General features: G+C 64.2%; 23 protein-coding genes. 9 read left to right on the top strand and 14 right to left on the bottom strand.

Annotation, left to right across the window (positions count from 1 at the left end; translation table 11 throughout):
* Positions 1 to 4 precede the first annotated feature (4 nt).
* The 3 genes from ilvB to hemH are packed head-to-tail and all read right to left on the bottom strand — an operon-like array spanning position 5 to position 3,589.
* Positions 5 to 1,858, bottom strand: coding sequence for a biosynthetic-type acetolactate synthase large subunit (gene ilvB / locus ACXIQ9_RS02180; RefSeq protein ID WP_459015330.1), 1,854 nt, complete (start codon positions 1,856 to 1,858; stop codon positions 5 to 7).
* Positions 1,859 to 1,893: 35 nt separating this feature from the next.
* Positions 1,894 to 2,445, bottom strand: a complete 552-nt coding sequence (locus ACXIQ9_RS02175) for a M23 family metallopeptidase (RefSeq protein WP_459015328.1) — start codon at positions 2,443 to 2,445, stop codon at positions 1,894 to 1,896.
* Positions 2,414 to 3,589 (bottom strand): ferrochelatase, encoded by a 1,176-nt coding sequence (hemH, locus tag ACXIQ9_RS02170; RefSeq protein ID WP_247479932.1) that lies wholly within the window; start codon positions 3,587 to 3,589, stop codon positions 2,414 to 2,416. The genes ACXIQ9_RS02175 and hemH overlap by 32 nt, the downstream gene beginning before the upstream one ends.
* Positions 3,590 to 3,696: 107 nt before the next feature.
* On the opposite strand from hemH, the gene ACXIQ9_RS02165 reads away from it, so the two are divergent.
* Positions 3,697 to 4,884: a site-specific integrase gene (locus ACXIQ9_RS02165; RefSeq protein WP_459015791.1), complete on the top strand. Its 1,188-nt coding sequence runs from the start codon at positions 3,697 to 3,699 to the stop codon at positions 4,882 to 4,884.
* 80 nt (positions 4,885 to 4,964) lie between these two features.
* Positions 4,965 to 5,588 carry a cob(I)yrinic acid a,c-diamide adenosyltransferase gene (gene cobO / locus ACXIQ9_RS02160; RefSeq protein WP_459015789.1) on the top strand — a complete coding sequence of 208 codons (624 nt, stop codon included), beginning with the start codon at positions 4,965 to 4,967 and terminating at the stop codon, positions 5,586 to 5,588.
* Here cobO and ACXIQ9_RS02155 read toward each other — a convergent pair.
* Entirely contained in the window at positions 5,585 to 5,791 is a 207-nt protein-coding gene (locus ACXIQ9_RS02155) for a hypothetical protein (RefSeq protein WP_459015326.1), read from the bottom strand. The two genes, cobO and ACXIQ9_RS02155, sit on opposite strands and share 4 nt — an antisense overlap.
* Positions 5,792 to 5,891: 100 nt before the next feature.
* On the opposite strand from ACXIQ9_RS02155, the gene pyrH reads away from it, so the two are divergent.
* Genes pyrH through ACXIQ9_RS02140 form a run of 3 tightly spaced genes read left to right on the top strand, consistent with a single transcriptional unit; the run spans position 5,892 to position 8,334 of the window.
* Positions 5,892 to 6,605: a UMP kinase gene (pyrH, locus tag ACXIQ9_RS02150; RefSeq protein ID WP_010316646.1), complete on the top strand. Its 714-nt coding sequence runs from the start codon at positions 5,892 to 5,894 to the stop codon at positions 6,603 to 6,605.
* Between the two features lie 44 nt (positions 6,606 to 6,649).
* Positions 6,650 to 7,189 carry a ribosome recycling factor gene (gene frr, locus ACXIQ9_RS02145; RefSeq protein ID WP_010316649.1) on the top strand — a complete coding sequence of 180 codons (540 nt, stop codon included), beginning with the start codon at positions 6,650 to 6,652 and terminating at the stop codon, positions 7,187 to 7,189.
* Positions 7,186 to 8,334 carry a geranylgeranyl reductase family protein gene (locus ACXIQ9_RS02140; RefSeq protein ID WP_459015323.1) on the top strand — a complete coding sequence of 383 codons (1,149 nt, stop codon included), beginning with the start codon at positions 7,186 to 7,188 and terminating at the stop codon, positions 8,332 to 8,334. Before frr ends, ACXIQ9_RS02140 begins: the two co-directional genes overlap by 4 nt.
* Before the next feature lie 4 nt (positions 8,335 to 8,338).
* On the opposite strand, the gene ACXIQ9_RS02135 is transcribed toward ACXIQ9_RS02140, so the two are convergent.
* The 5 genes from ACXIQ9_RS02135 to ACXIQ9_RS02115 form a co-directional block, all read right to left on the bottom strand.
* Positions 8,339 to 8,719 carry a Crp/Fnr family transcriptional regulator gene (locus ACXIQ9_RS02135; RefSeq protein WP_010316652.1) on the bottom strand — a complete coding sequence of 127 codons (381 nt, stop codon included), beginning with the start codon at positions 8,717 to 8,719 and terminating at the stop codon, positions 8,339 to 8,341.
* A gap of 32 nt (positions 8,720 to 8,751) precedes the next feature.
* On the bottom strand, positions 8,752 to 9,921 hold the full coding sequence (locus ACXIQ9_RS02130) for a transaldolase (protein WP_424163501.1): 1,170 nt from the start codon (positions 9,919 to 9,921) through the stop codon (positions 8,752 to 8,754).
* Positions 9,922 to 10,004: 83 nt separating this feature from the next.
* Positions 10,005 to 11,822, bottom strand: coding sequence for a peptidoglycan D,D-transpeptidase FtsI family protein (locus tag ACXIQ9_RS02125; protein ID WP_459015321.1), 1,818 nt, complete (start codon positions 11,820 to 11,822; stop codon positions 10,005 to 10,007).
* Positions 11,822 to 12,274: a hypothetical protein gene (locus ACXIQ9_RS02120; protein WP_459015319.1), complete on the bottom strand. Its 453-nt coding sequence runs from the start codon at positions 12,272 to 12,274 to the stop codon at positions 11,822 to 11,824. The genes ACXIQ9_RS02125 and ACXIQ9_RS02120 overlap by 1 nt, the downstream gene beginning before the upstream one ends.
* 53 nt (positions 12,275 to 12,327) lie before the next feature.
* Entirely contained in the window at positions 12,328 to 13,737 is a 1,410-nt protein-coding gene (locus tag ACXIQ9_RS02115) for a CPBP family intramembrane glutamic endopeptidase (RefSeq protein ID WP_459015317.1), read from the bottom strand.
* A 96-nt stretch (positions 13,738 to 13,833) separates the two neighbouring features.
* Between ACXIQ9_RS02115 and ACXIQ9_RS02110 the strand changes: the two genes are divergently transcribed.
* Both ACXIQ9_RS02110 and ACXIQ9_RS02105 read left to right on the top strand, forming a co-directional pair.
* A complete protein-coding gene (locus ACXIQ9_RS02110) occupies positions 13,834 to 15,195 on the top strand; it encodes a histidine phosphatase family protein (protein WP_459015315.1) in 1,362 nt (453 codons plus the stop codon).
* Positions 15,196 to 15,219: 24 nt separating this feature from the next.
* The gene (locus tag ACXIQ9_RS02105; RefSeq protein WP_459015313.1) at positions 15,220 to 16,503 is read left to right on the top strand and encodes an amidohydrolase family protein; all 1,284 of its coding nucleotides are present in this window, start codon (positions 15,220 to 15,222) and stop codon (positions 16,501 to 16,503) included.
* Here the strand turns inward: ACXIQ9_RS02105 and lepB are convergent.
* The gene (lepB, locus tag ACXIQ9_RS02100; protein ID WP_459015311.1) at positions 16,472 to 17,233 is read right to left on the bottom strand and encodes a signal peptidase I; all 762 of its coding nucleotides are present in this window, start codon (positions 17,231 to 17,233) and stop codon (positions 16,472 to 16,474) included. The genes ACXIQ9_RS02105 and lepB overlap by 32 nt on opposite strands.
* Positions 17,234 to 17,295: 62 nt before the next feature.
* On the opposite strand from lepB, the gene ACXIQ9_RS02095 reads away from it, so the two are divergent.
* On the top strand, positions 17,296 to 18,789 hold the full coding sequence (locus tag ACXIQ9_RS02095; RefSeq protein WP_459015309.1) for a hypothetical protein: 1,494 nt from the start codon (positions 17,296 to 17,298) through the stop codon (positions 18,787 to 18,789).
* On the opposite strand, the gene ACXIQ9_RS02090 is transcribed toward ACXIQ9_RS02095, so the two are convergent.
* Positions 18,755 to 19,129: a Spx/MgsR family RNA polymerase-binding regulatory protein gene (locus tag ACXIQ9_RS02090; protein WP_459015307.1), complete on the bottom strand. Its 375-nt coding sequence runs from the start codon at positions 19,127 to 19,129 to the stop codon at positions 18,755 to 18,757. The genes ACXIQ9_RS02095 and ACXIQ9_RS02090 overlap by 35 nt on opposite strands.
* A complete protein-coding gene (locus ACXIQ9_RS02085; RefSeq protein ID WP_459015787.1) occupies positions 19,126 to 19,485 on the bottom strand; it encodes a 2Fe-2S iron-sulfur cluster-binding protein in 360 nt (119 codons plus the stop codon). Before ACXIQ9_RS02085 ends, ACXIQ9_RS02090 begins: the two co-directional genes overlap by 4 nt.
* A gap of 142 nt (positions 19,486 to 19,627) precedes the next feature.
* Here ACXIQ9_RS02085 and ACXIQ9_RS02080 point away from each other — a divergent pair, with 142 nt between their 5' ends.
* The gene (locus ACXIQ9_RS02080; RefSeq protein WP_232197283.1) at positions 19,628 to 20,296 is read left to right on the top strand and encodes a class I SAM-dependent methyltransferase; all 669 of its coding nucleotides are present in this window, start codon (positions 19,628 to 19,630) and stop codon (positions 20,294 to 20,296) included.
* On the opposite strand, the gene ACXIQ9_RS02075 is transcribed toward ACXIQ9_RS02080, so the two are convergent.
* Entirely contained in the window at positions 20,293 to 20,808 is a 516-nt protein-coding gene (locus ACXIQ9_RS02075) for an inorganic diphosphatase (RefSeq protein ID WP_247477932.1), read from the bottom strand. The two genes, ACXIQ9_RS02080 and ACXIQ9_RS02075, sit on opposite strands and share 4 nt — an antisense overlap.
* Positions 20,809 to 21,166: 358 nt before the next feature.
* A complete protein-coding gene (locus ACXIQ9_RS02070; protein ID WP_010316672.1) occupies positions 21,167 to 21,613 on the bottom strand; it encodes a hypothetical protein in 447 nt (148 codons plus the stop codon).
* Between the last annotated feature and the right edge of the window lie 8 nt (positions 21,614 to 21,621).

Genomic DNA, 21,621 nt, shown 5'->3' with positions numbered 1-21,621 from the left:
AGCCTCACAGCTTGGCGCCGCAGTTGGGGCAGTACAGGCTGGAGCTGGAGGTGCTGTGGTGGCAGCTGTGGCACTCACGATTGGTGTCGATCGCTAGTTCCGGATGGGAGGGGAGGCCCACCATCTGGGCGTTGCTGGCACCGGGGGGCACCATCGGATAGCAGTTCTCGTTGCGGCGCACCTTCACCTCAATGAAGGCCGGACCGGGGTGGGCCAGGGCTTCGGCAAGTTTGGAGCGCAGTTCCTCCCGTCCCTGGATCTGAACACCTTTGACGCCGAAGGCTTCCGCCACCGCGGGGAAGTTCGGCATGCCGCCGGTCATCTCTGAGGCGCTGTAGCGCTCGCCGTAGAAGCTCTCCTGCCACTGGCGCACCATTCCCTGCCAGCCGTTGTTGAGCACCACCACCTTCACGGGGAGGTGGTACTGGCTGAGGGTGCCCAGCTCCTGGATGTTCATCAGGATGCTCGCGTCGCCGGCCACGCAGATCACCGGTTCTTCGGGGAAGGCGCACTGAACGCCCATGGCCGCCGGCATGCCGAAACCCATGGTCCCGAGGCCCGCGGAGCTGATCCAACGGCGGGGGAGGGTGTGCAGGAACTGCGCAGCCCACATCTGGTGCTGCCCCACGTCAGTGGTGAAGAAGGCTTTGGGGGAGAGCTCCTGCAGCATCGACACCACCTCTTGGGGCGCGATGTCTCCCTCGGGTGCCGGAACCACCAAGGGGTAGTGCTGTTTCCACTGGGCGATGCGCTCGAGCCAGGCTTCGGTGCGGCCGCGGGAGTCCTCCTGGCTCGAGGCGGCCAGCAGGGCCTCGACCGCTTGCTTGACGTCGGCGACGACGGCGACATCCGGCAGACGGGTTTTGCCCATCTCTGCCGCATCAATATCGATGTGGATGACCTGGGCCCGGGGGGCGAAGCCATCGAGGCGGCCGGTGACGCGGTCGTCAAAACGGGCGCCGGCGGCGATCAGCAGGTCGCAATCGGTCACCGCGAAGTTGGCGTAGGCGGTCCCGTGCATGCCGAGCATCCCCACCGAGAGGGGGTGGAGCTCATCAAAGGCACCCTTCCCCATCAAGGTGGTGGTCACCGGAAGCCGGAAGCGCTCCGCCAGGGCATGGATTTCGGCGTGGGCGCCGCTGCTGATCGCCCCACCACCGACATAGAGGAGGGGACGGCGGGCATTGCGGATGAGCTCCAGTGCAGCGGAGATGGCGCTGGGGCCTGGCGCGGGGGGGAGTTTGAAACCAGGGGGGACGGCCGCGCCGGGTTCAACGGGGATGTAGTCGAACTCTTCGACTCCGACGTCCTTGGGCACGTCGATCAGAACGGGACCGGGTCGGCCGCTGGAGGCAATCAAGAAGGCCTCCGAGACGATGCGGGCAATGTCCCGGGGATCGCGCACCACCCAGGAGTGCTTCACGATCGGCAGGGTGATGCCAAAGATGTCCGTCTCCTGGAAGGCGTCCGTCCCGATGGCCGCCCGGGGGACTTGGCCGGTGATGACCACCATGGGCACGGAGTCCATGTGGGCGGTGGCGATGCCCGTCACCAGGTTGGTGGCCCCTGGACCGGAGGTGCCAAAACAGACCCCGACCTTGCCAGTCGCGCGGGCGTAGGCGTCGGCTGCGTGGGTGCCGCCCTGTTCGTGGCGCACGAGCACGTGCTTCAGCCAGCCCCTGGACTCGGCCTTGTGCAGCTCGTCGTAGATGGGAAGGATCGCGCCGCCGGGATAGCCAAAGATGGTCTCCACGCCATGGCGACGGAGGGCATCCATGAGGGCGTAACCGCCACTCACCCGAGTCGGGGTGGAGTGATCAGCGGCGGTGGCCGCTTGTGAAACGGACGTCACGGTCACGGCGGCGGCGGACAGCGTTTTCGGATCCAATCACCCTAAGGTCTGGCCTGAGAAATGGGCGTTTCCACGCGCCTGGCGTCAGCCATTGCTCGCAGCAGCAGCACCGGGTCCACCCAACGCTCGTTCAGCTTGACGCCCCAATGCAGGTGAGGTCCGCTGCTGCGGCCGCTCATCCCGATGGCGCCCAGGGGTTCCCCCGTCCGTAGCCAGGAGCCATGGCGCAGGCTCGCGCCTCCGCTGCGCAGGGTGTCCTGTTCGATCGTTCCCTGAAGGTGGCAGTAGAGGTGCTCGTAGGGGCCGGAGCGGATCGCCACGCCGATGCCGCAGCTGCCGTCGTTGATCAGCCGCTCCACCCGCCCGGCCCACCAGCTGAGTACCGGGGAGCCCAGGGGAGCGGCGATGTCCAGGCCCCGGTGGAGGCTGGAGCCGCCGGATGCGCCGCTCCTGAGCCCGTAATGGCTGGTGTAGCCGCTGAACTGCGGAACAGGAAAACGGGCCTGTTGCCAGGGGTTGGCCAGGGCGGGCCCCAGCAGCAGGGAGGCTCCGAGAAGGGCCTCAGAGCAGGCCGATGGAATGCAGCGGGCCACGACCGCTCAGCAACTCCAGCAGGAAAGCGGAGAAGCCGAGCATTGCCAAGCGTCCGTTCCAGACCTCCGAGCTGTTGTTCCAGCCCCAGGCCCACTTGTCCTGGGGATAGAGCTTGACCTGGGTTGGCAGGGCCGCGGCTTGATCCAGGTTGACCTCCGGACCTTCCAAGGCGTGCTGGACCAGGTTGGCCAGGCCCTGAATAAAAGATGGGGTGGTGTCGAGGGCCGGAACGCGGCGGAAATTCGTGATGCCGGCTTCGGTGGCAATTTCCCGGTACTCGATATCGATCTCTTCGAGCGTTTCGATGTGCTCGCTGACGAAGCTGATGGGGACGACCACCAGATCCTTCACCCCGGACTCCCCGAGTTCATTGAGGGCGTCATCGGTGTAGGGCTTGAGCCACTCCACCGGACCGACGCGGCTCTGGTAGGCAAGCGTGAAGGGGTTGGCGTGGCCGAGATCGGCGGCCAGCTTGTCCATGATCAGCTGGGCGCAGCCCTCGATCTCCTTTTGATAGGGGTCACCGGCTTCCTCGACGTAGCTCTTGGGGACGCCGTGGGCGGAGAAGAAGACGTGGGCCGTGGCCGGGTCTGGGCAGGCCTGGATTTCCTTGCCGATCAACTCGGCCATCGCGCCGATGTAACCAGGGTCGTTGTAGTAGCTGCGGATGCAGCGGATCGGCAGCTTGGAGAAGGCGGGATCGCCCTGGCGCAGGCGCTGCAGTTCCCGGAAGCTGGAGCCGCTGGTGCTGATCGAGAAGTGGGGATAGAGGGGCAGGACCACCACCTCATCGATCCCATCGGCCTTGATGTCGGCCACGGCCGACTCGGTAAAGGGGTGCCAGTAGCGCATCGCCACGTAGCTGGTGGCCTCGATGCCGCGTTGGCGCAGGGTGCTTTGCAGCTCGCGGGCCTGCTGCTCGGTGATGCGCCGGAGGGGGGATCCCCCACCGATGGAGCGATAGGCGGCTTGGGACTTGCCGGCGCGCAGGCTGCTGATCAACCAGGCCAGGGGTTTTTGCAGCGCCGGATTCGGTAGCCGGATGATTTCCGGGTCCGCGAAGAGGTTGTAGAGGAAGGGACCGACGTCCTGAATGCGCTCAGGGCCGCCCAGGTTCAGCAACACCACGCCGACCTTGGCCATGCCCCGCTTCATCGGACAACAACAGCGGCGAGCGTAACGCTGCCGGCTGGGGGCTGGTCGCTCCCGTTCAGGCTCGATAAGGTCGGCCGGCTCGCTTTGGTCTCAAGATCAGCCTCGAACGCCTCGATCTGGCCCTTAGGGAACACAACGCGCTGCTGGCCGCCAGCGGTGTTTCGCTGCGGCTGGAGCGCCGGGGTTCCCGGCTCGGCCTGAGGGGACCCTTGCCCTGCCGCAGCGGTGGGTCGGCTCAGCGGGTGCAACGGATCAGCCTTGGCCTTGACGCTGACCCAGCCGGCCTCGAGCAGGCCCGCCACCAACTGAAGCTGGTCCTGCAGCAGCTTCAGCAGCAGCGCTTCTGCTGGGACGACTGGCTTCAAACCAAGGACGCTCCCAAGGGGCCATTGCCCCCAGCGACGGCCTCTTCGCTTGCGGCGCGGCTACAGCGCTTTGAGCAGGGGTTTTTCCAAGATCCGCGCCGCCGCCGCAATCCCTCCGGAGCCCGGACGACCTGGAGCAGCGCCTATCTGCCCTATGTCCGCCGCCTTGAGCGCTTGGCTGGGGACCAGGGGATGGCCTGGGGCCTGCCGCTTCTGGAGGCCGTTCTGGAGAGTTATCCCTTGGCCTCGCGGGGGCGACAGCAGTGCGGCACCACCCTCGCGGCCCTGGCTCGCGCAGAAGGGTTGGCGTTGCCCCCTGACTGGGGTGAGCGGGCGGGGGGCTATGGCCTGCATGCCGCCCAATTTCGCCAGCTCCCAAGCGACCTTCAGATCCTGGAGTGGCTTGAGCGCATTCCTAACCCCGGATGGCGCTTGGCCTACGGCCTGATGGCGACCTATGGCCTACGCAACCATGAGGTCTTCTTCACCGACCTCTCTGCCTTGGCACCCGGGGGCGATCGGGTGATCCGTGTGTTGCCCACGAGCAAGACCGGAGAGCACCAGGTTTGGCCCTTTCAACCGCAGTGGGTGGAGCGCTTCGGCTTGGAGCAACTAGGGGCTCAGCGTCAGCTTCTGCCGGCGGTCTGTACCGATCTCCGCCGCACCACCCTGCAGCAGGTCGGCCGCCGTGTTGCCGAGCAGTTCCGTCGCTACGACCTGCCCCTCACCCCCTATGACCTGCGCCATGCCTGGGCGGTTCGCACGATCCACATCGGTCTGCCGGACACGGTGGCGGCTCGGATGATGGGCCACTCCGTGGCGATCCACACCAGGACTTATCACCACTGGATCACCCGCCGGGATCAGCAGCAGGCTGTGGATACGGCCCTGGCCCGGCACCAGGCGAGCGCGGCTTAACCGCGCCAGATTGGAGGCACCCCTGACCTCAAGCTGTGGCCGATCCCAACGCCCTGGACCAGACAGCATCGGAGTTGGGGATGGGCGGAGACCTGGCCCCTGAGGTCACGGCCGATGCCTACCAGCGGCGCATGGCTCGCCGCAAGGAAGTGCAGCAGCAGCGGGTTGGGGAGCGCTCCCTGGAGAAGGGACTGGTGCTGGTCTTCACCGGTGATGGCAAGGGCAAGACAACGGCAGCCCTGGGGTTGGTGCTGCGGACCTTGGGCCACGGGGAGCAGGTGGCCGTTGTGCAGTTCATTAAGGGGGGCTGGCAACCCGGCGAGGCCAAGGCGCTGGAGCTGTTTGGTGAAGCGCTGCACTGGCATGCCCTTGGGGAGGGCTTTACCTGGGAAACCCAGGACCGCGAGCGTGACCGTGCCTTGGTGCAGCAGGCCTGGAAGCGCTCCTGCGAGTACCTCGCTGATCCCCAGCGCAAGTTGGTGGTCCTCGATGAGGTGAATGTGGCCCTCAAGTTGGGCTACCTCGATCTGGAGGATCTGTTGGAGGGATTGAAGCTGCGGCCGCCCTTGACCCATGTGGCGCTCACCGGCCGGGGCGCTCCGGCGGCGTTAGTGGAGCGTGCTGATCTGGTGACGGAGATGAAGCTTGTGCGCCATCCCTTCCGGGAACAGGGGGTAAAAGCCCAGGCGGGCATTGAGTTCTAAGGACTGGTCTGGGTTTGCACCGTGGCCAGGGCGCTCATCAGCACCGAGAGCCCGCTGATCAACAGCGCCCGATGCACGACCGGTTCAGCCCAGGCGCGGGGGTCTTCGGTGAGTTGTTCCACGGCCGAGAGGGTGAGCCGGGCCATGAGGCCGCTGCGGCTGGAGCCGACCGGTGGAATGGGTTGGTCCTGATTCCTGTCCATCCAGCACTCCCATCTGCTGGCATCGAAGCGCTCCTGGCCAGCGTCGGCAAGGGATCTCACGCTTGCTACTGTTCGGCCAACGAAGCTGCAGCACGAAGGGATGGCCTATCAGCGCGTGTTGCTGAAGCTCAGCGGCGAAGCCCTGATGGGCGAGCAGGGCTACGGCATCGATCCTGCGGTGGTGGATGCCATCGCTAAGGATGTCGCCGCTGTGGTCGCCGACGGCAGCCAACTGGCGATCGTGGTGGGCGGCGGCAACATCTTCCGCGGTCTTAAGGGGTCCGCCGCCGGCATGGACCGGGCCACCGCTGACTACGTCGGCATGTTGGCGACGGTGATGAATGCCATCACGCTCCAGGACGGATTGGAGCGGGCCGGCATTCCCACCCGCGTCCAGAGCGCCATCTCGATGCAGGAGGTTGCGGAGCCTTACATCCGTCGCAAGGCCATCCGCCACATGGAGAAGGGGCGCGTGGTGATCTTTGCCGCCGGTACGGGTAATCCCTTCTTCACCACGGACACCACCGCAGCGTTGCGGGCCGCTGAGATCGGAGCCGACGTGGTGTTCAAGGCGACCAAGGTCGACGGGGTCTACGACAAGGACCCCAACAAGCATGCTGATGCGGTGCGTTACGAGAGCCTCTCGTTCATGGATGTCCTCAGCAAAGAGCTAGAGGTCATGGACAGCACGGCCATCGCCCTCTGCAAGGACAACGCCATCCCAATCGTGGTGTTTGATCTGTTCGGTTCCGGCAACATTGGCCGGGCTGTGCGCGGTGAGCCCATCGGCACCAGCATCCTTCCTTCGGCCTGACGGGTCGGCCCCTTTCTTTCTTCAGCGACGCCCTTTTTCTCGCCATGGATCTCGAAGCCAGCATGCGCAAGTCGGTGGACTCCACCCAGCGCACCTTCAATACGATTCGCACCGGCCGGGCGAATGCGTCGCTGCTCGACAAGATCCAGGTGGAGTACTACGGCGCGGATACGCCGCTGAAGTCCCTGGCGACCATCAGCACCCCGGACTCCTCGACGATCCAACTGCAGCCCTTCGATGGCAGCTCCTTGGGGCTGATCGAGAAGGCCATCTCGATGAGTGACCTGGGTCTGACTTGCAACAACGACGGCAAGTTGATCCGTATCAACATCCCGCCCCTGACGGAGGACCGCCGCAAGGAGCTCTGCAAGTTGGCGGCGAAGTATGCGGAGGAGGGCAAGGTGGCCCTGCGCAACGTTCGCCGCGATGCGATCGACAAGGTGAAAAAGCAGGAGAAGGAGGGCGAGTTCTCCGAGGATCAAAGCCGCGATGAGCAGGACAAGGTCCAAAAGCTCACCGACAAGTTCATTGCGGAGATCGAGAAATTGCTGGCGGAGAAGGAAGCAGACATCCTCAAGGTGTGAGCGAACCGCACTGTTTTGATGTCGCCGTTGTCGGCGCCGGTGCTGCCGGCGGCGCAGCGGCCTTCCACCTGGCTGCGAGGGGACGTCGTGTTCTGCTGCTTGAGGCGCAGTCCCTTCCCAGGCCCAAACCCTGTGGCGGTGGCATGGCGGCCTCCGTGCAGCGTTGGTTTCCCTTTGATCTGCAGCCGGCCGTTGATCGGGTGATCACCCAGGTGAAATTCACCTGGTGCCTGGAGGATCCGGTGGTGGCGGTCCTTCCTGGCGACTCTCCGTTTTGGATCGTGCAGCGCTCCAAGCTGGACCACTATCTGGTTGAGCGGGCCGTTGCGGAGGGTGCGGAACTGCTGGATGGCTCCGAAGTGTCGTCAATCCAGCGGGATGGCGATCAATGGATGTTGGAAGCCGGTGGCCATGGCTACCACGCACGAGCCGTGGTGATTGCCGATGGCTCCAACTCTCGTTTTGCGGCCCCCTTGGGCCTGGGTCCCAGTCAGCCGCGGTTTGCAGAAGCCCTGGCGGCGGAGGTTGATGCCGAGGTGTTGGAGGGGTACACGGCCCGATTCGAATTCGGTCTCGTGCGCCATGGCTTCTGCTGGGCCTTCCCCAGGCAAGGGGGCTACAGCATTGGAGTGGGCACCTTCATTGGCCGCGAAGCGGCGGATGCGGATGCGGTGTTAGCCGAATTGCTTCCCTCCTTGGGCCTCTCGCCGGATGCCGGCCTGCGGCGCCGTTCTCCCCTCAGGGTTTGGGACGGTCACTACCCACTGCATGTCTCTGGCGCCGTGGTGGTCGGTGACGCGGCCTCCCTCTGTGATCCCTTTTTGGCGGAGGGGTTACGCCCAGCACTGATGAGTGGCGTGCGGGCCGCTGACGCGGTGGATCGCTACCTGGGCAGCTCCGCTTCCGATGAGCAACAGCAGGCCCTCTCTCAATACAGCGCCCAGATGCGCCAGCACTGGGGGGACTCCATGGCCTGGGGCAGGCGCATTGCACAGGTGTTCTACCGGGTCCCGAAAGTGGGTTACCAGCTGGGGATCAAGCGACCGACAGCGCCACAACGGATCGCCCAAATTCTCTCGGGCGAGATGGGTTACGGCGATATCGCCCAACGCGTGATTAAACGTCTGCTGTTCCAGCGGGGCTGAGCGCTCAGCCGACCTTGGTGCAGTCCTTGAGTTGCCTCAGGCGTTGATCGATTGAGCCCAGCAGCTCGATGGCGAACATCGGGGACTCCTGAACGGCGAAGAGGAACTTCTCGCGGTTCATCTTCAGCAGCTTGCAGTCGCTGACGGCTTTGGCATTGCCGTAGCGGCGATGCTCCGCGGTCACCAGGGCACCGGCCCCAAAGACGTCGCCGGCCTGAATGACCTCATGGCCGACCTCGTCGTTCCAGGTGAGCTCAACGGTTCCTTCCAGAACCCCAAACATGCAGTCTCCGGTCTCCCCGGAGGAGAAGATCGCATCACCTGCCGTTGCCTGAATCACCTCTCCCTGGCTGGCCAGGGCACGCATGGTTTCGAGGGCGTTCATGCAACGGCCAACCAACTCGGCCAGAGCCTAAGTCAGTTCTTAATGGCGAGGGCCGCACCGAGACCGCCACGGATGTCATTGGGCAAAAGACGTCCGTCGTGATCGGTGTCCAGGGCATCGAACACAGCATCGGTCCCCAGCCATTCCTCGCGGGTGATGCAGCCGTCGCCATCGAGGTCGTTGAGCAGGAAGATTTCCTGGGCGGCATGTTGGAAGGCACCGGCTCCCTCCAGTTCTCCCAAACGGTGGGCCAACTGGGCTTCCAGGGTCTCGATCGCTTTGGTGAATCCCTGGATGCCCTCATCCAGTTTTTCAGTGGCCATCTGATCCTCGGCCATCATCGCCTTGAAGCCTTGGGCATCCAGGTGGATCTGTTGCTCCGTCGTCGCTGGATCAAAGGGGTTCAGTTTCCGTTGCAGATCCCCCTGGGTGTTGCGCAGTTGATCCAGGAGTTTGGGTGAGATGGTGAGTAGGTCACAGCCTGCCAATTCGACGATTTCGTCGATGTTGCGGAAGCTCGCTCCCATGACCTCGGTTTTGTAGCCGAAGGTCTTGAAGTAGTTGAAGATCTTGGTGACCGAGAGCACGCCCGGATCCTCGTGGCCGGGATAGCTCTCGCGGCCAGTGCTCTTTTTGAACCAGTCGAGGATGCGGCCGACAAAGGGGGAGATCAAGGTGACACCAGCCTCAGCGGCGGCCACGGCCTGAGCGAAGCTGAAGAGGAGGGTGAGGTTGCAGTGGATGCCCTCTTTCTCGAGCACCTCCGCAGCCTTGATGCCTTCCCAGGTGGAGGCAATCTTGATCAGAACGCGATCACGGCTGATGCCCGCTTGGCGATAGAGGCCAATCAGCTTGCGGGCTTTGGTGATCGTCGCTTCGGTGTTGAAGCTCAGGCGCGCATCCACTTCGGTGGAGACCCGGCCGGGGACGATCTTGAGAATTTCCTTACCGAAGGTGACGCAGATCTCGTCGAGGGCTTCGCGCACCACCTCTTCAGCCGGTGCCGAGGGGCCGCAGACCTCGCGGGACTCCCGCAGGGAGGTATCAATCAGGTTTTGGTAGGCCGGGATCTGGGCTGCCGCCAGGATCAATGAAGGGTTGGTGGTGGCATCCCGGGGGGTGAACTGCTGAATCGCGTCGATGTCACCGGTATCGGCGACAACAACAGTCATCGCGGCCAGTTGGTCGAGGAGATTGGCCATGCCGGGCACCAAACGTATTTTCAAGCTAGCGATGCCAATCGGGGCCTGACTCCCGTTGTCATCAAGCGGTCACGCAGTGCGATCTACTGACGGGCCGTTGTGGGAACCGTGCGGCTGGGCGGGATTTTCTCAATCACCAATAAGGCCTCAATGATTTGCTTGGCCACGGGAACCGCCACCGTTGATCCGTAGGCGTTTTCGCCCTTCGGCTCATCGACAACGACCAACACGACATAGCGCGGTTGGTTGATCGGCAAATGTGCGATGAAGCTCGTGATCTTGGCTCCGGCCACGTAGACACCATTGCGTGCCTTTTGCGCGGTCCCTGTTTTGCCGCCAATGCGGTGGCCTGGGATTTGCACGCCGCGGCCACTGCCTTTCTCCACCACCGTCTCCATCCAATTGAGGACGGTTTGGGCGATGGCGGGCCGGATCAGTTGCACCCCTGAGGCCGGCGGGGCGCTGGCCAGGTCATCACCGGAGCGCAGGCCGCGGGTGATGTGGGGACTGACCAGCCGGCCGCCGTTCGCCAACATCGCGTGCAGCTGGATCAATTTCAGGGGCGTCAGGTTGAAGCCTTGACCGAAGGCGGCCGTTGCGGGCTCGATTGGTTGGGTTTTAAAGGTCTCGAGGGATTTGAGCTGACCGGCTACGGCGCCGGGTAGGTCGGTATCCGGGGTGTTGTCGATTCCCAGGGTGTGGAGCCAATGCCAGAAGCGTGCCGGTTGAACCCGCCGCATCGCCTCCACCATCGCCACGTTGCTGGAGACCTGCAGGACCGTTGGGAAGTCGATCAACCCATTGCCTTTGCGGTCGTGATTAAAGATCGGCCAGCCGCCAACGGTCAGTTGTCCGGAGTCATTCACCTTCCCTGAAGGGTCAATGGCGTTTTCCTGAAGGGCGATCGCCAGGTTGATCGGCTTGAAGGTTGACCCCGGTTCATAGAGATCTTGGACGGACCACTCGCGGAACAATCCCGGCTGGAACTTCCAGAACTGGTTGGGGTTGTAGGTCGGGGTGGAGGCCAGGGTCAGCAGCTCTCCGTTGCGGACATCCATGACCAACGCGGCCCCGCGCTTGGCCTTCCATTGCTTGACCTGTTTGGCCAGTGCCATCTGGGCGACTTGCTGCAGGCGGGCATCGAGGGTGAGCTGCAGCTTGAGGTCGTCGCCGTAGAGCACCCCGGGTTTCAGACCATCGGGCAGGGGCGTGCCATCGGCTCCACGCCGGAGACTTTTGGAGGCTTCTTGGCGACGCAGGTCGCGGTCACGGCTCTGCTCGAGACCCGCCTGGGGGACCCGCTCGAGGTTGAGGAAGCCAACGACATTGGCGAAAAGTCCCCCTTGGGGATAAACGCGCTGGGGATAGGCCTCAAGGTCGACACCGCTGATGCCCAGCTCGCGCACCCGTTGTGCGGTTTCTGGGTCGAGCTCGCTGGCCAGCTTCACCCCTGACTTACGGCCATCCATGGCCTTGAGCAACTCGCCCATGGGCTTGGCCAGGACGGGGGAGAGTTTGCGCGCCACATCCAGGGGGCTGCGCAGCCTTCCGATGTCGTCTCCAGGGAAGGAGAAGTAGCGGGGGTGGGCCCAGAGGGTGAAGCGCTCTTCATCCAGAGCAACTAGGCGACCTTGGCGATCAACGATCGTCCGCCTGCGGCCAAGGGGCGTGATCGTTTGGGTCTGAATCGCTCGGGCCCGGTTCAACAATTCGTTGCCCTGGATCACCTGAACCCAGGCCAGCCGCAGCGCTAAACCACTGAGTCCAGCCGCCAGAAGGCCGTAGACGAGCCAAAGACGGCGCGGGGGCACCGGCTGCAAATCCACGACGCGGTTGCGTCTTGGACCACGTCCTTCCCGTGGTGCAGGCTCGCGGCGACCCTGCAGCCCCTGCTGCGCCATCAGTAGCCCGGAAGAATTTGACCGGGATTGACCTGGGCCAAGAGGGCTTCAAAGTCAGGCCCTGCTGAGACGGCCGGCGGAGCGACGTACACGAGCTTTTCACTGCTGGTGGGCTCCAGCAGGGCCGGCTTGCGGGTCATCGAGAGGTGATGCTGCTCGAGCACCGCCGCTGATTCCTGCAGGCGGTGCTCCAGCCGCTGGGTCGCTTCAAGGGATTGGAAGCTGCTGGTCCAGCGGCCCTGCCAATGGAGCGTCAGGGCGCTGAGACCGACAACGGCAACTCCCAGGCCGACGAGACTTCCATCGGCAATGCGATGCAAATTGCCAAGCCACGGCGCTTGGCGATCCAGCTTGCGTGCAAGCAGCGTTCCTTGAATCAGCTCGAGGGAACGGCTGGAGCGGCTGCCCGGCGCTCTGTTGCTCTTCTGGAGCGAAACGGCAACCACAAACATCAACGCGTGCTGCGCAAGTCAACCACGCGAGAGCGCTTCCAGCAAGGGGGTTTTCACCAACCCAGAACAACGAGATTGGCGAAGGTCAGGCTGTTCCAGAGGGCGTGCATCAGCACGCAACTGCCGAGCCGTCCACTGCGCCAGCGCAGCCAGCCCAAGCCGAGCCCCAGCACCATCAGCGGCGGAAATTCTCCGAGGCTGGAATGGGCCACGGCGAAGACAGCGGCGCTGACCACAATTCCCCAACCCGATCCCCAGTAGCGGGCGGCAACGGGCAGCAGCGCACCGCGAAAGATCGTCTCCTCAAACAGGGGGGCAAGGACGATGGCGGTGACTCCAAAACAAGCCAGAGCGGGGATGTTGTGTCCGTTGAGGACCAATTCCAGGAGGGGATTGCTGCCGCCCGGATCGCCAAAGAGTTGTCCCTGAAGCCAGCCCACCAGGCTCACCAGGGGCAGCACCATCAAGAAGCCTTTGAGGGCTTGGCCAAAGCAAAGCGGCAGGGGGGACCAGCGGAATTGCAACCAGCCCCCCTGGGGCCCTGGCCCGAGGGGCTTCAGCAGCAGCCTCAGGATCAGCAGTGGCCCTGTCATCAAGGCGCCGTAGAGGACCACGACACTGATCCCCTGTTTGAGCACAGCCTCGATCGGCCAGTCCTGCAGCAGCCGCGTCAGCAGCGGTGCCACCAGCAGGGGAGTGATGAGCTCACCGACGACCACAAAACCGCCGGCCACCAGCAGAACCGTGTCAATGCCGGAGAGGGCTGGGCCGAGCCATGGGGGCGCCGCTGGAGTCTTTCCGCGCCAGCGCCTCCAGAGCTCGCGAATCAGCAGGGCGATGCCGCCGAGCAGTCCCAGGCCGGGCACCAGGGTGACCGCCAGCAGCTGCACGCTGGCCTGCCTGGCGACCTGATCACCCTGGCAGGCCTCAGCGCCCAGCAGTGCTTCGCAGCTCCACTGGCGTACAAGCGTTGATCCCTTGAGCTCGGAAAGAAGTTGCTCGCGCGCCTGGCGGCTGTGCTGTTCGGGGTTCAGCAGCACGGTGGCGATCGCCTGTTGGGCTCCCCCTTCTTGGCGGAGTTGCTTCAGCAGGGTCTGCGCCTGGCTCGGGTCCCCTGTGCGTTGCAGCAGCAGGGCTTGCTCAAGCAGCAATCCTGGGGGTGGATTGCGGCCCTCCTCCTCGCTGTCGTTGATCGCGTTCTGGAGGCTCTCTTGGAGGGACTGCAGGGGGTCGCCCGAGCTCAGCAGCGGACGGATGGGCTCGCTCAGGTTCCCCTGGGCCAGCACGCTCAGCTCCAGCTGGCGTCTGCTGAGGTCATCGCCAACGGAGGGGCGTTGCAGGCTGCTGACGAGTCCGTTGAGCCAGAGCAACAGGCTGAGGGCCAGGCTGACCAACGCCAGGGCCGATTTCCAGTTGGGTGTGTCTGACCTGCGTGGACTGTTGGACTCCTTTTCCGTGCTCACCCCACCGCCCCGTGCATCTCACTGGGCTGCATTCTGCGGCCCAGTGAGGGGCCATAGAGCCCTCAAATACGATGCCGTTTCGTTAAGGAAGTGCCCGTGTCCCTCCGGATCCTGCTGGTTCGCCACGGCCTGAGCAGCTTCAACCTCGAGCACCGGATCCAGGGCCGAGATGACCTCTCGAGCTTGACCGATGTGGGCGCCAAGCAGGCGCTGGCCACCGGTGAAGCCCTGCGGGGTCTGACGATTGATGCGGCTTACAGCTCTCCGCTGCGGCGCGCCCACGACACGGCCAAGGCCCTGCTGGCGGCGCAGGGATCCAGCGTGGATCTGCAGTTGAGCGATGACCTGCTCGAGGTGGACCTGGCCCCTTGGAGTGGCCTGCTGAGCAGTGAGGTCCAGACGCAGTTCCCACAGGACTACGCCACATGGAAACGAAGCCCTGAGCAGCTCCAGCTACGGCGCGCCGATGGATCCGAGTACGCCCCGATCCCAGAGTTGATGGCGCAGGCCCAGCGCTTTCTCGATGGTCTGCTGGCGGCCCATGACCCGGGGGGAAGCCCCAAGACCGTTCTGGTGGTCGGTCACAACGCGATCCTGCGTTGCCTCGTGCTGGCCCTCCTTGGCTTGGAGGCTTCCGGCTTCCGTCGCCTTCGCCTAGAGAACGCCTCCTTGTCGGTGTTCAACGTCAGTCCTGCGCCAGCCGGTTCGGCCTCCAAGCCCGTCGCAGTTCAAATTGAATCGCTGAACGGCACGACCCACCTGCAGCCCGAGGTTTGCGGAAGCAGCCTGCCCAGCAAAGGCCCCGGCCCCCGGATGCTGCTGGTGCGCCATGGCGAAACCGACTGGAACCGCCAAGGGCGCTTCCAGGGTCAAATCGATATCCCCCTGAACGAGAACGGCCGAGCCCAAGCCGCCGCCGCCGGCGAGTTCCTGCGCAAGGTGAGCTTCGATCGGGCCTATTCCAGTTCCATGTCTCGCCCCCGTCAGACGGCGGAGGGGATCTTGAATCACCACGCCGGGGTGCCCCTCACCAGCGTCTCTGATCTGGTGGAAATCGGCCACGGTGAATGGGAGGGCCGCCTCGAGGAGGAGATCTCTGCGGGCTGGGCGGAGCTCCTGGCCGACTGGAAACGGGCCCCCGAAACCGTGCAGATGCCAGGCGGGGAGACCATTCACGACGTCTGGGATCGCTCCCTGCGGGGCTGGAACACCATTGCGGCGAGCTTGTCCGCTGAGGAGACCGCCCTGGTGGTGGCCCACGATGCCGTGAACAAGACCATCCTCTGCGCGTTGCTGGGCCTGACTCCGGCAGACATCTGGGCCATCAAGCAGGGCAACGGCGGCGTCACCGTGATCGACTACCCCAACGGAGCCGATCAGGCTCCAGTGGTGGTGTGTTTGAACCAAACGGCGCATCTTGGGGGGGTGATCGATCGAACCGCTGCCGGTGCGCTCTGATCGCCCCAGTTCCCCGCGTTGACCATGTCCATGTCTCTCCCCCAAGCCCTGGTGCTGCGCCAGGTTCAGCTGTTGGAGGGACCAGGCCAGGCGATTCGCCGCACCGACGTGCGTCTGGAGCAGGGCCGGATCGTCGCCTGGGGTGAGGGTTGCCTGGATCAAGGCACCCCAGAGATCGAGGCCTCGGGGCTCCTGTTGGCCCCTGCCCTGGTCGATCCCCATTCCTGCCTGGACGATCCCCAGAACGGGGTGGCTGAAACCAGGGTCTCCCTGGAGCGTTCCGCGATTGCGGCGGGCTATGGCACCGTCGCTGTTCTGCCGGACTCCTGCCAGTGGCGCGACTCCCCTGAGCGGCTTCAGGCCCTGGGTCCGGTGTCTTCAGGGGGCTTCGAGCTTCTGCGCTGGGGCAGCTTCAGCCTGGCGGGGGATGGCCAGGAGCTGGCCCCCCATGGCGATCAATTGGCCAGTGGAGCCCTGGGGCTGGCGGATGGCGCCCAACTCCCCTCTCTGCCGCTACTTGAGCGTGGCCTCAGCCTGGCGGAAATGGACAACGCTCCCGTCCTCCTCTCGCCCCGTGATCGCCGCCTGGCTCAAGAGGGGTTTGTCCGAGAGGGGGTCGCGGCCCTGCGGGCGGGATGGCCCATGGATCCCTCCACCAGTGAAAGCCTGCCCCTGCGCAGCCTGTTGGCGTTGGCCGAGCGCTATCCCGCGCGACGCCTGCAGCTGATGAATCTCTCCACCGCCGAGGCGGTGAACCTGCTTGAGGCCGTCGCCCCAGACCAGCGCCCGCCCGCCACGGTCTGTTGGTGGCATCTGCTGGTGGACTCCGCCAGCTTGGATCCGATCGCGGAGGGGTGGCGTGTGGAGCCGCCCCTGGGATCTGCCCTGGATCGCCAGCGGCTGAAGCATGGGCTGCGCCAGGGGCTGATCAGCGCCGTGGCGGTTCACCATCAAGCGCTGGATCCTGAAGAGCAGTTGCTTCCGGTGGATCAGCGCCGCCCTGGTGTCGCCGGCCATCGCTTCGTTCTGCCGGCCCTCTGGCAGGAGCTGGTGCAGACGGATGGCTGGAGTGCCGAGGAGCTCTGGCAGGTGCTCTGTTTTGGCCCCGCCTCACTGCTTGGTCTCGCTCCTCCCCAGCTGTCTCTCGGCACGGATCGCTGGTTGCTCTTTGATCCCCAGCAGGTCTGGTCGGCCCAGCAGGATTCCTACGCTCCGCTGGCTGCCAACCAGCCCCTGGCGAAGGCAACCCTCAAGGGGCAGGTGCTGGCGACGGGGCTTAACCCCCAGCTTTGGCGCCGGAGTCCTTAAGCGGATCGCTGCTCGTTAACGCACCGGATGTGGGGAGGGGCCAGAAGCGCCAGAAGGCCCGTCCGATGATTTCCTGTTCAGGAAGGAAGGCGCCACCCGGCCAGAAACGACCATCCCAGCTGTTCGCCCGGTTGTCCCCCAGCACCAGGACATGGCCCGGAGGGACAACGGCATTCAGGGTCCGGCACTGCCCCATGCCCAGGGCATCGACGGGGCAGTAGTTCTGCACGTAGGGCTCCTTGAGCCAGGTGCCATTGATGTTGACCTGCCCTCGCGGGTTGACGACGACCCGATCACCGGAGACGGCGACGACGCGTTTGATGTAGGCATCACAGGCCGGATCGGCGACCCCTGGAATGCTGTTCAGAATGGGCAGCTGGGCCAGGACGCAACTGAAGGGTCCGACCTTGCGATCAGCGCTCAGAACGGGATCGAAGTGGTGGGGTGCATGGAAGACCACGATCTCCCCTCGTTTGGGTGAGCGGCTGCGCAGGGAGAGTTTCTCCACCAGCAGCCGGTCCTGCAGCTGTAGTCCAGGCAGCATCGAACCCGAGGGGATGTAGCGGGCCTCCAGGACGTAATGGCGCACGCCCAGGGCCACTCCGAGGGTGATCAGCACCCCCCTCCAGAACACCCAGGGACTCTCCTGGGGGGGCTGTTGAGGGTTGCGTTCGGGGTCTGAACCTCCGCTGTTGCTGCTGGCGGCTTGTGTTGGATCGTGCGAGGACAAGGACGGGGCTGCCAGCTGGGGGTTCGGCTAGGGAAGATTAGGTCCGTCCCCTCGCTTGATCGATGGTTCGTCCGCGTTGGTTGTCCGTTCAGCGAACCGGCGCGGCGCGCAGCTGGTTGATCTGGGATCGGACCATTGCCCTTTGGGCCACGGTCAATTTGGTCTGGGTGGTCTTTGACATCACCTATGTCCCCTTCCGCACCTTCTGGTTGCAACGGAATCTGACCCCGATTCCCCAGGTGCCGCTGGTGGTTCCGCTGACGGTTCTGCCCAACATCACCCCGCTCTACGACCCGGTGAAGGGCATTGAGCCCCATCGGGAGACCCAGGGCTATCTGCAGCAGTTCGATCAACTGGATGCGGCCCTGCTCAAACCCGCTCCATTGAGCAATTCGCTTCAGCTGCGCCGTCAACAGGTGGCACTGACCGAGGCGATGATCAACGAGAACCCCTTTGCCGCCTCAGGCAACAGCGGCACCCTCGAGAAAATTAAGAACCGCCTGCGTCAGCGTGCTGGCTTGGACTCCGCCAAGCAGTCCGCCCAGCGCCTGCTCTCGGATGGCTGGCTAAAGCAATACTCCTGGGAGGAGGAACGGCGCTTCTGGCAGCAGCAGATCCTGCCGCTGGTGGCCACGAGCTATTGGCGCTCGATTGATGAAAACGGCCGCCCCAGCGATCACTTCTGGCGCTACGACCTTCTGCTCTTTCAAAGCGTCTTTGCCTTCGACATCCTGCTGCGGATGCTGCGTTTGCGGCGGCGCTTCCCAGGCCTGAGTTGGCGGGATGCCCTGCTGCGGCGTTGGATCGATCTGCCGCTGTTGCTGCCCTTTTGGCGCTGGATGCGCCTGGCGCCGGTGGTGGAGCGTTTGAGTCAGACGGGATTGATCAATGTCGAGCCGCTGCGGGCCGTGATTAGTCGCGGTGTCGTCTCGCTCTTGGCGTTGGAGCTCTTTGAGGTTTTGGCTCTGCAATTGGTGGATGGCACCCAATCGCTGATTCGCTCGCCCCAGTGGCCGCGCATGATTCGGAGCCTGCGCAGCCACCAGAGTGTCAGCGCGCTACCCCCCCAGCTCGAGCAGCCCCTGCTGGGTTTGCTGCAGTTGTGGGGACCGATGGTGCTCGGCCAGGTCACCCCCAGGCTGACCCCAGAGCTGCAGTCCCTGCTCAGCCATGCCCTCGAGCAAAGTTTGCGGGAGGTGCCGGGGGGGGCGGTGGTTCCCTCTGCCCTTGCCCGTCAGCTCACCGCCAGCATGGTGGAGACCGTCGTTGAGCTCTCCCGGACAACTGCGGATCGCTTGGCACAGAGCGATGACCGGCAGGCGGAACTGCTGCAGCGCTTCGGTGATCGCTTCTGGGAGGAGTTGGCGGCGGCTCTGGAGCGCGGGGACACCCTGGAGCGCAGTCAGGAGCTGCTCTGCGGCTTGCTCCAGCAGGTGAAGTTGAACTACTTGGCCCAGGTCAACCGCGCCGGCATCGGCGCCTTGATGGAGGAACTCGATGAACTGACAGCGCCTGTGCCGCTTAGCCCAGAGCCGCCTGCCACTCCTCAGGCTTGAATCCCACCAGGGCCGTGCCGGCTTCAGTGATTGCGAAGGGACGCTTGATCAGCTTCCCGTCAGCAGCCAAGGCAGCAAGGGCCTCGTCATCGCTGAGTGCAGCGACGGCCGCGGCACCAAGGGCGCGATAGCTCTGGCCACTGGTGTTGAACAGCCGCTTGCGCCCCAGGCTGTTGAAGGCCAGGCGCAGGTCATCCAGGCCCGGGGGATCGAGGGTGATATCGATCAGCTCGAGATTCCCCTTCCTAACAGAAAAGCCCTGCTGGTCAAGCCATTGCAGGGCTTTGCGGCAAGTGCCGCACTTGGGATAACTGAAGAGCCGAAGACGGCTGCTGCTCACTTGCCCAGCAGGCTCTTGATGGCGCCCACGAGGCTGTTGGAGCCGCTGCCGGTGCCGCCTTGGGGGCGGGTGCGAACGGTCACATCACCGTTGACGCTGGTGCGGCAGCTCAGGCGGTAGTTAGCGGGACGGTCAGCCAGGTAGACCTGCTCGACGTCGCTACGGGGGGAGAGGTTTTGCATGCCCTCAAGCACCTCGACGACGCAGGTGCCGCACTGGCCGACGCCACCACAGTTATTGAGGTTGTTCAGACCGCCGTAGGGATTGACGCCTGCATCCACGGCAGCCTTGCGAAGGTTGGCCCCTTCAATGCATCCGACCTGCTGGCCTTCCTGTTCAAAACGGATGGTGGGCACGGTCGAGCGGGGATCTTCGGCGCCGACAAACCTACCTGGCCGCAGACGTTCTTTGACGTTGTTTGCTGCGGCTGACACCAAATGCAGCGTCCTGCCGTGTCGCATTGGGCTGCTTAGCATTGGCCTTTCTTTGGCCGAAACGGTGCATCCAGCGGGTTACGACCGTCTCCAGAGCCAAGTCATTCCCGGCTACGGAAGTCTGGCTCGCCTGGCCGTGGCCCTGCTCAGCAGCTCACCCCAGGCTCAGATCGAGGGTTCATCCGTCCTGGTGGCGGGCTGCGGCACCGGCGCGGAGCTGCTGGAAGCGGTTGCGCAGCGTCCGGATTGGCGGCTGACGGCCTTGGATCCCAGCGACGAGATGCTCCAGGCCTCGCGCGATCGCCTGGGTGAAGGGGTTCCCATTCGTTGGCATCAAGACACGGTTGAGGGGTTTGTCGCCGCTGACGCCGAAGCCGGTGGCTACGCCGGCGCCCTCTCGGTGCTGGTGCTTCAGTCCCTTCCTGATGACGGCAGCAAACTGGCCTATCTGAGCGCCCTGGCCCAGTGCCTGCAGCCCGGGGCTCAGCTGGTCTTAGTTGACTTGATGCGCAGCTCCCTGACGTCGTTGGAGCCCCAGCTCGATGCGGCCTGGGATCGCTTCCAGCGTGCCAGTGGCCTCGATCTCACCCGCGATCAGTTGGCCTCGGAGGGTCTGCATCCCATCGGTTTGGCCCGTCTCACCAGCCTGGTCAACGCCGCTGGTTTTGGTGATCCGGCCCGGGTGTTTCAGGCCCTGGGTTTTGAAGGCTTTTTGCTGCAGAAGCGGGGTTAAGGCTGTTGCGCTGCGGCGCTGCAGGCTTCGATCAGCGCAGGGACGGCGTCCGCATCGAGCCACCCCAGGATGTCGACGACCCGGCCCTCCATGCTCTTGTAGGTCCGAAAGAATTCGGCCACCTCTTCCAGCTGCACCGGAGCGATCTGTCGAATGCTGTTGATGCCCCGTTGGTTGGGATCGGCCGCAGGAACGCAGAGGAGCTTGCCGTCATGGGCCCCCTCGTCGAGCATGTCGAGGATGCCGATGGGACGGGCCTGGATCAGGCATCCGGCAAAGGTGGGTTCGTGCATGATCACCATCGCGTCCAGAGGAGCGCCGTCCTCTGCGAGGGTGTTGGGGATAAAGCCGTAGTCGAAGGGATAGCGCACGGAGGAGTGCAGCACCCGATCGAGGGCCATCACTCCAGCCTCTTGGTTGAACTCGTATTTATTGCGGCTTCCAGCTGGAATCTCCACCACCAGGTTCACTAGCCCTGGCCGCGGGGAGGCCTGCAGACTGCGCAAATCCATGGCTGGGTTGCTCGATCACGCCAGAGGGGGGAGCCGCAACCTGAGCGGGACCCGATCGACTGCCCAGCACGCTGGCGATGGGAATCACCATGGTGCAGACGGCAACGACAAAGCCCAGAAGGGGAGCGGCGGAGTCGTAAATCGGGCTGGAACTAAAGGGTTCCTCGCTCGATTCGCTCAACACGGGGGTGGATCTGCTGCTTGCGGCTTGCGTGGTGGCCGGAGCCTGAGCCGCAGGAGCGGATCCGCTGGTTCGGGGAGGGGGGTCTGAGTCCATCGAGGGGGTTAATGAAAACCCTCAGTACAGATTAGATATGTGCATCCTGACATCCTGCGATGGGACTGTCAGGTGCAGCGTCTATGCCGCGGGGCGTTCTTGTTCGTGCTGATCCCGCCGGCTATCGAGGGTGGTGGGGCTGAGATTGCTGGAGTCCAGAAGTTCTCGAATCGTGCGCAGTTCTTCGAGGATCGAACCCAGGAGTTGCTGGGTTGCCGTTGAAGGGGAGTTCAGCACCTCAACGGTTACTTCCTTGATGCGCAGGACGTCCCGGGCGAAGCGAGCCACCTCATTGGGGTGGAACATCAAGGGTTCTTTCTGATCGCTGCGGTACTCGGGGTTGAGTTTGCGGGGATTGAAAGGCGGGTTGAGGTTGCGCGGATCGGTGTTGGTGTAGCGGTAGACCGAGGCCCGTGAGCGGTTCAACGAACGCTGAACTTCGTCGATGCCAATCAGGTTCTCGGATTGTTCGGAGCTATTGGCTGCGCCTTCTGCACTGGCTTCAATCGCAGCGGCTGCACTGGCCATCCCTTGCC

The organism is Synechococcus sp. LTW-G, assembly GCF_054459035.1.
This window is presented reverse-complemented; position numbering and strand designations above follow the sequence as displayed.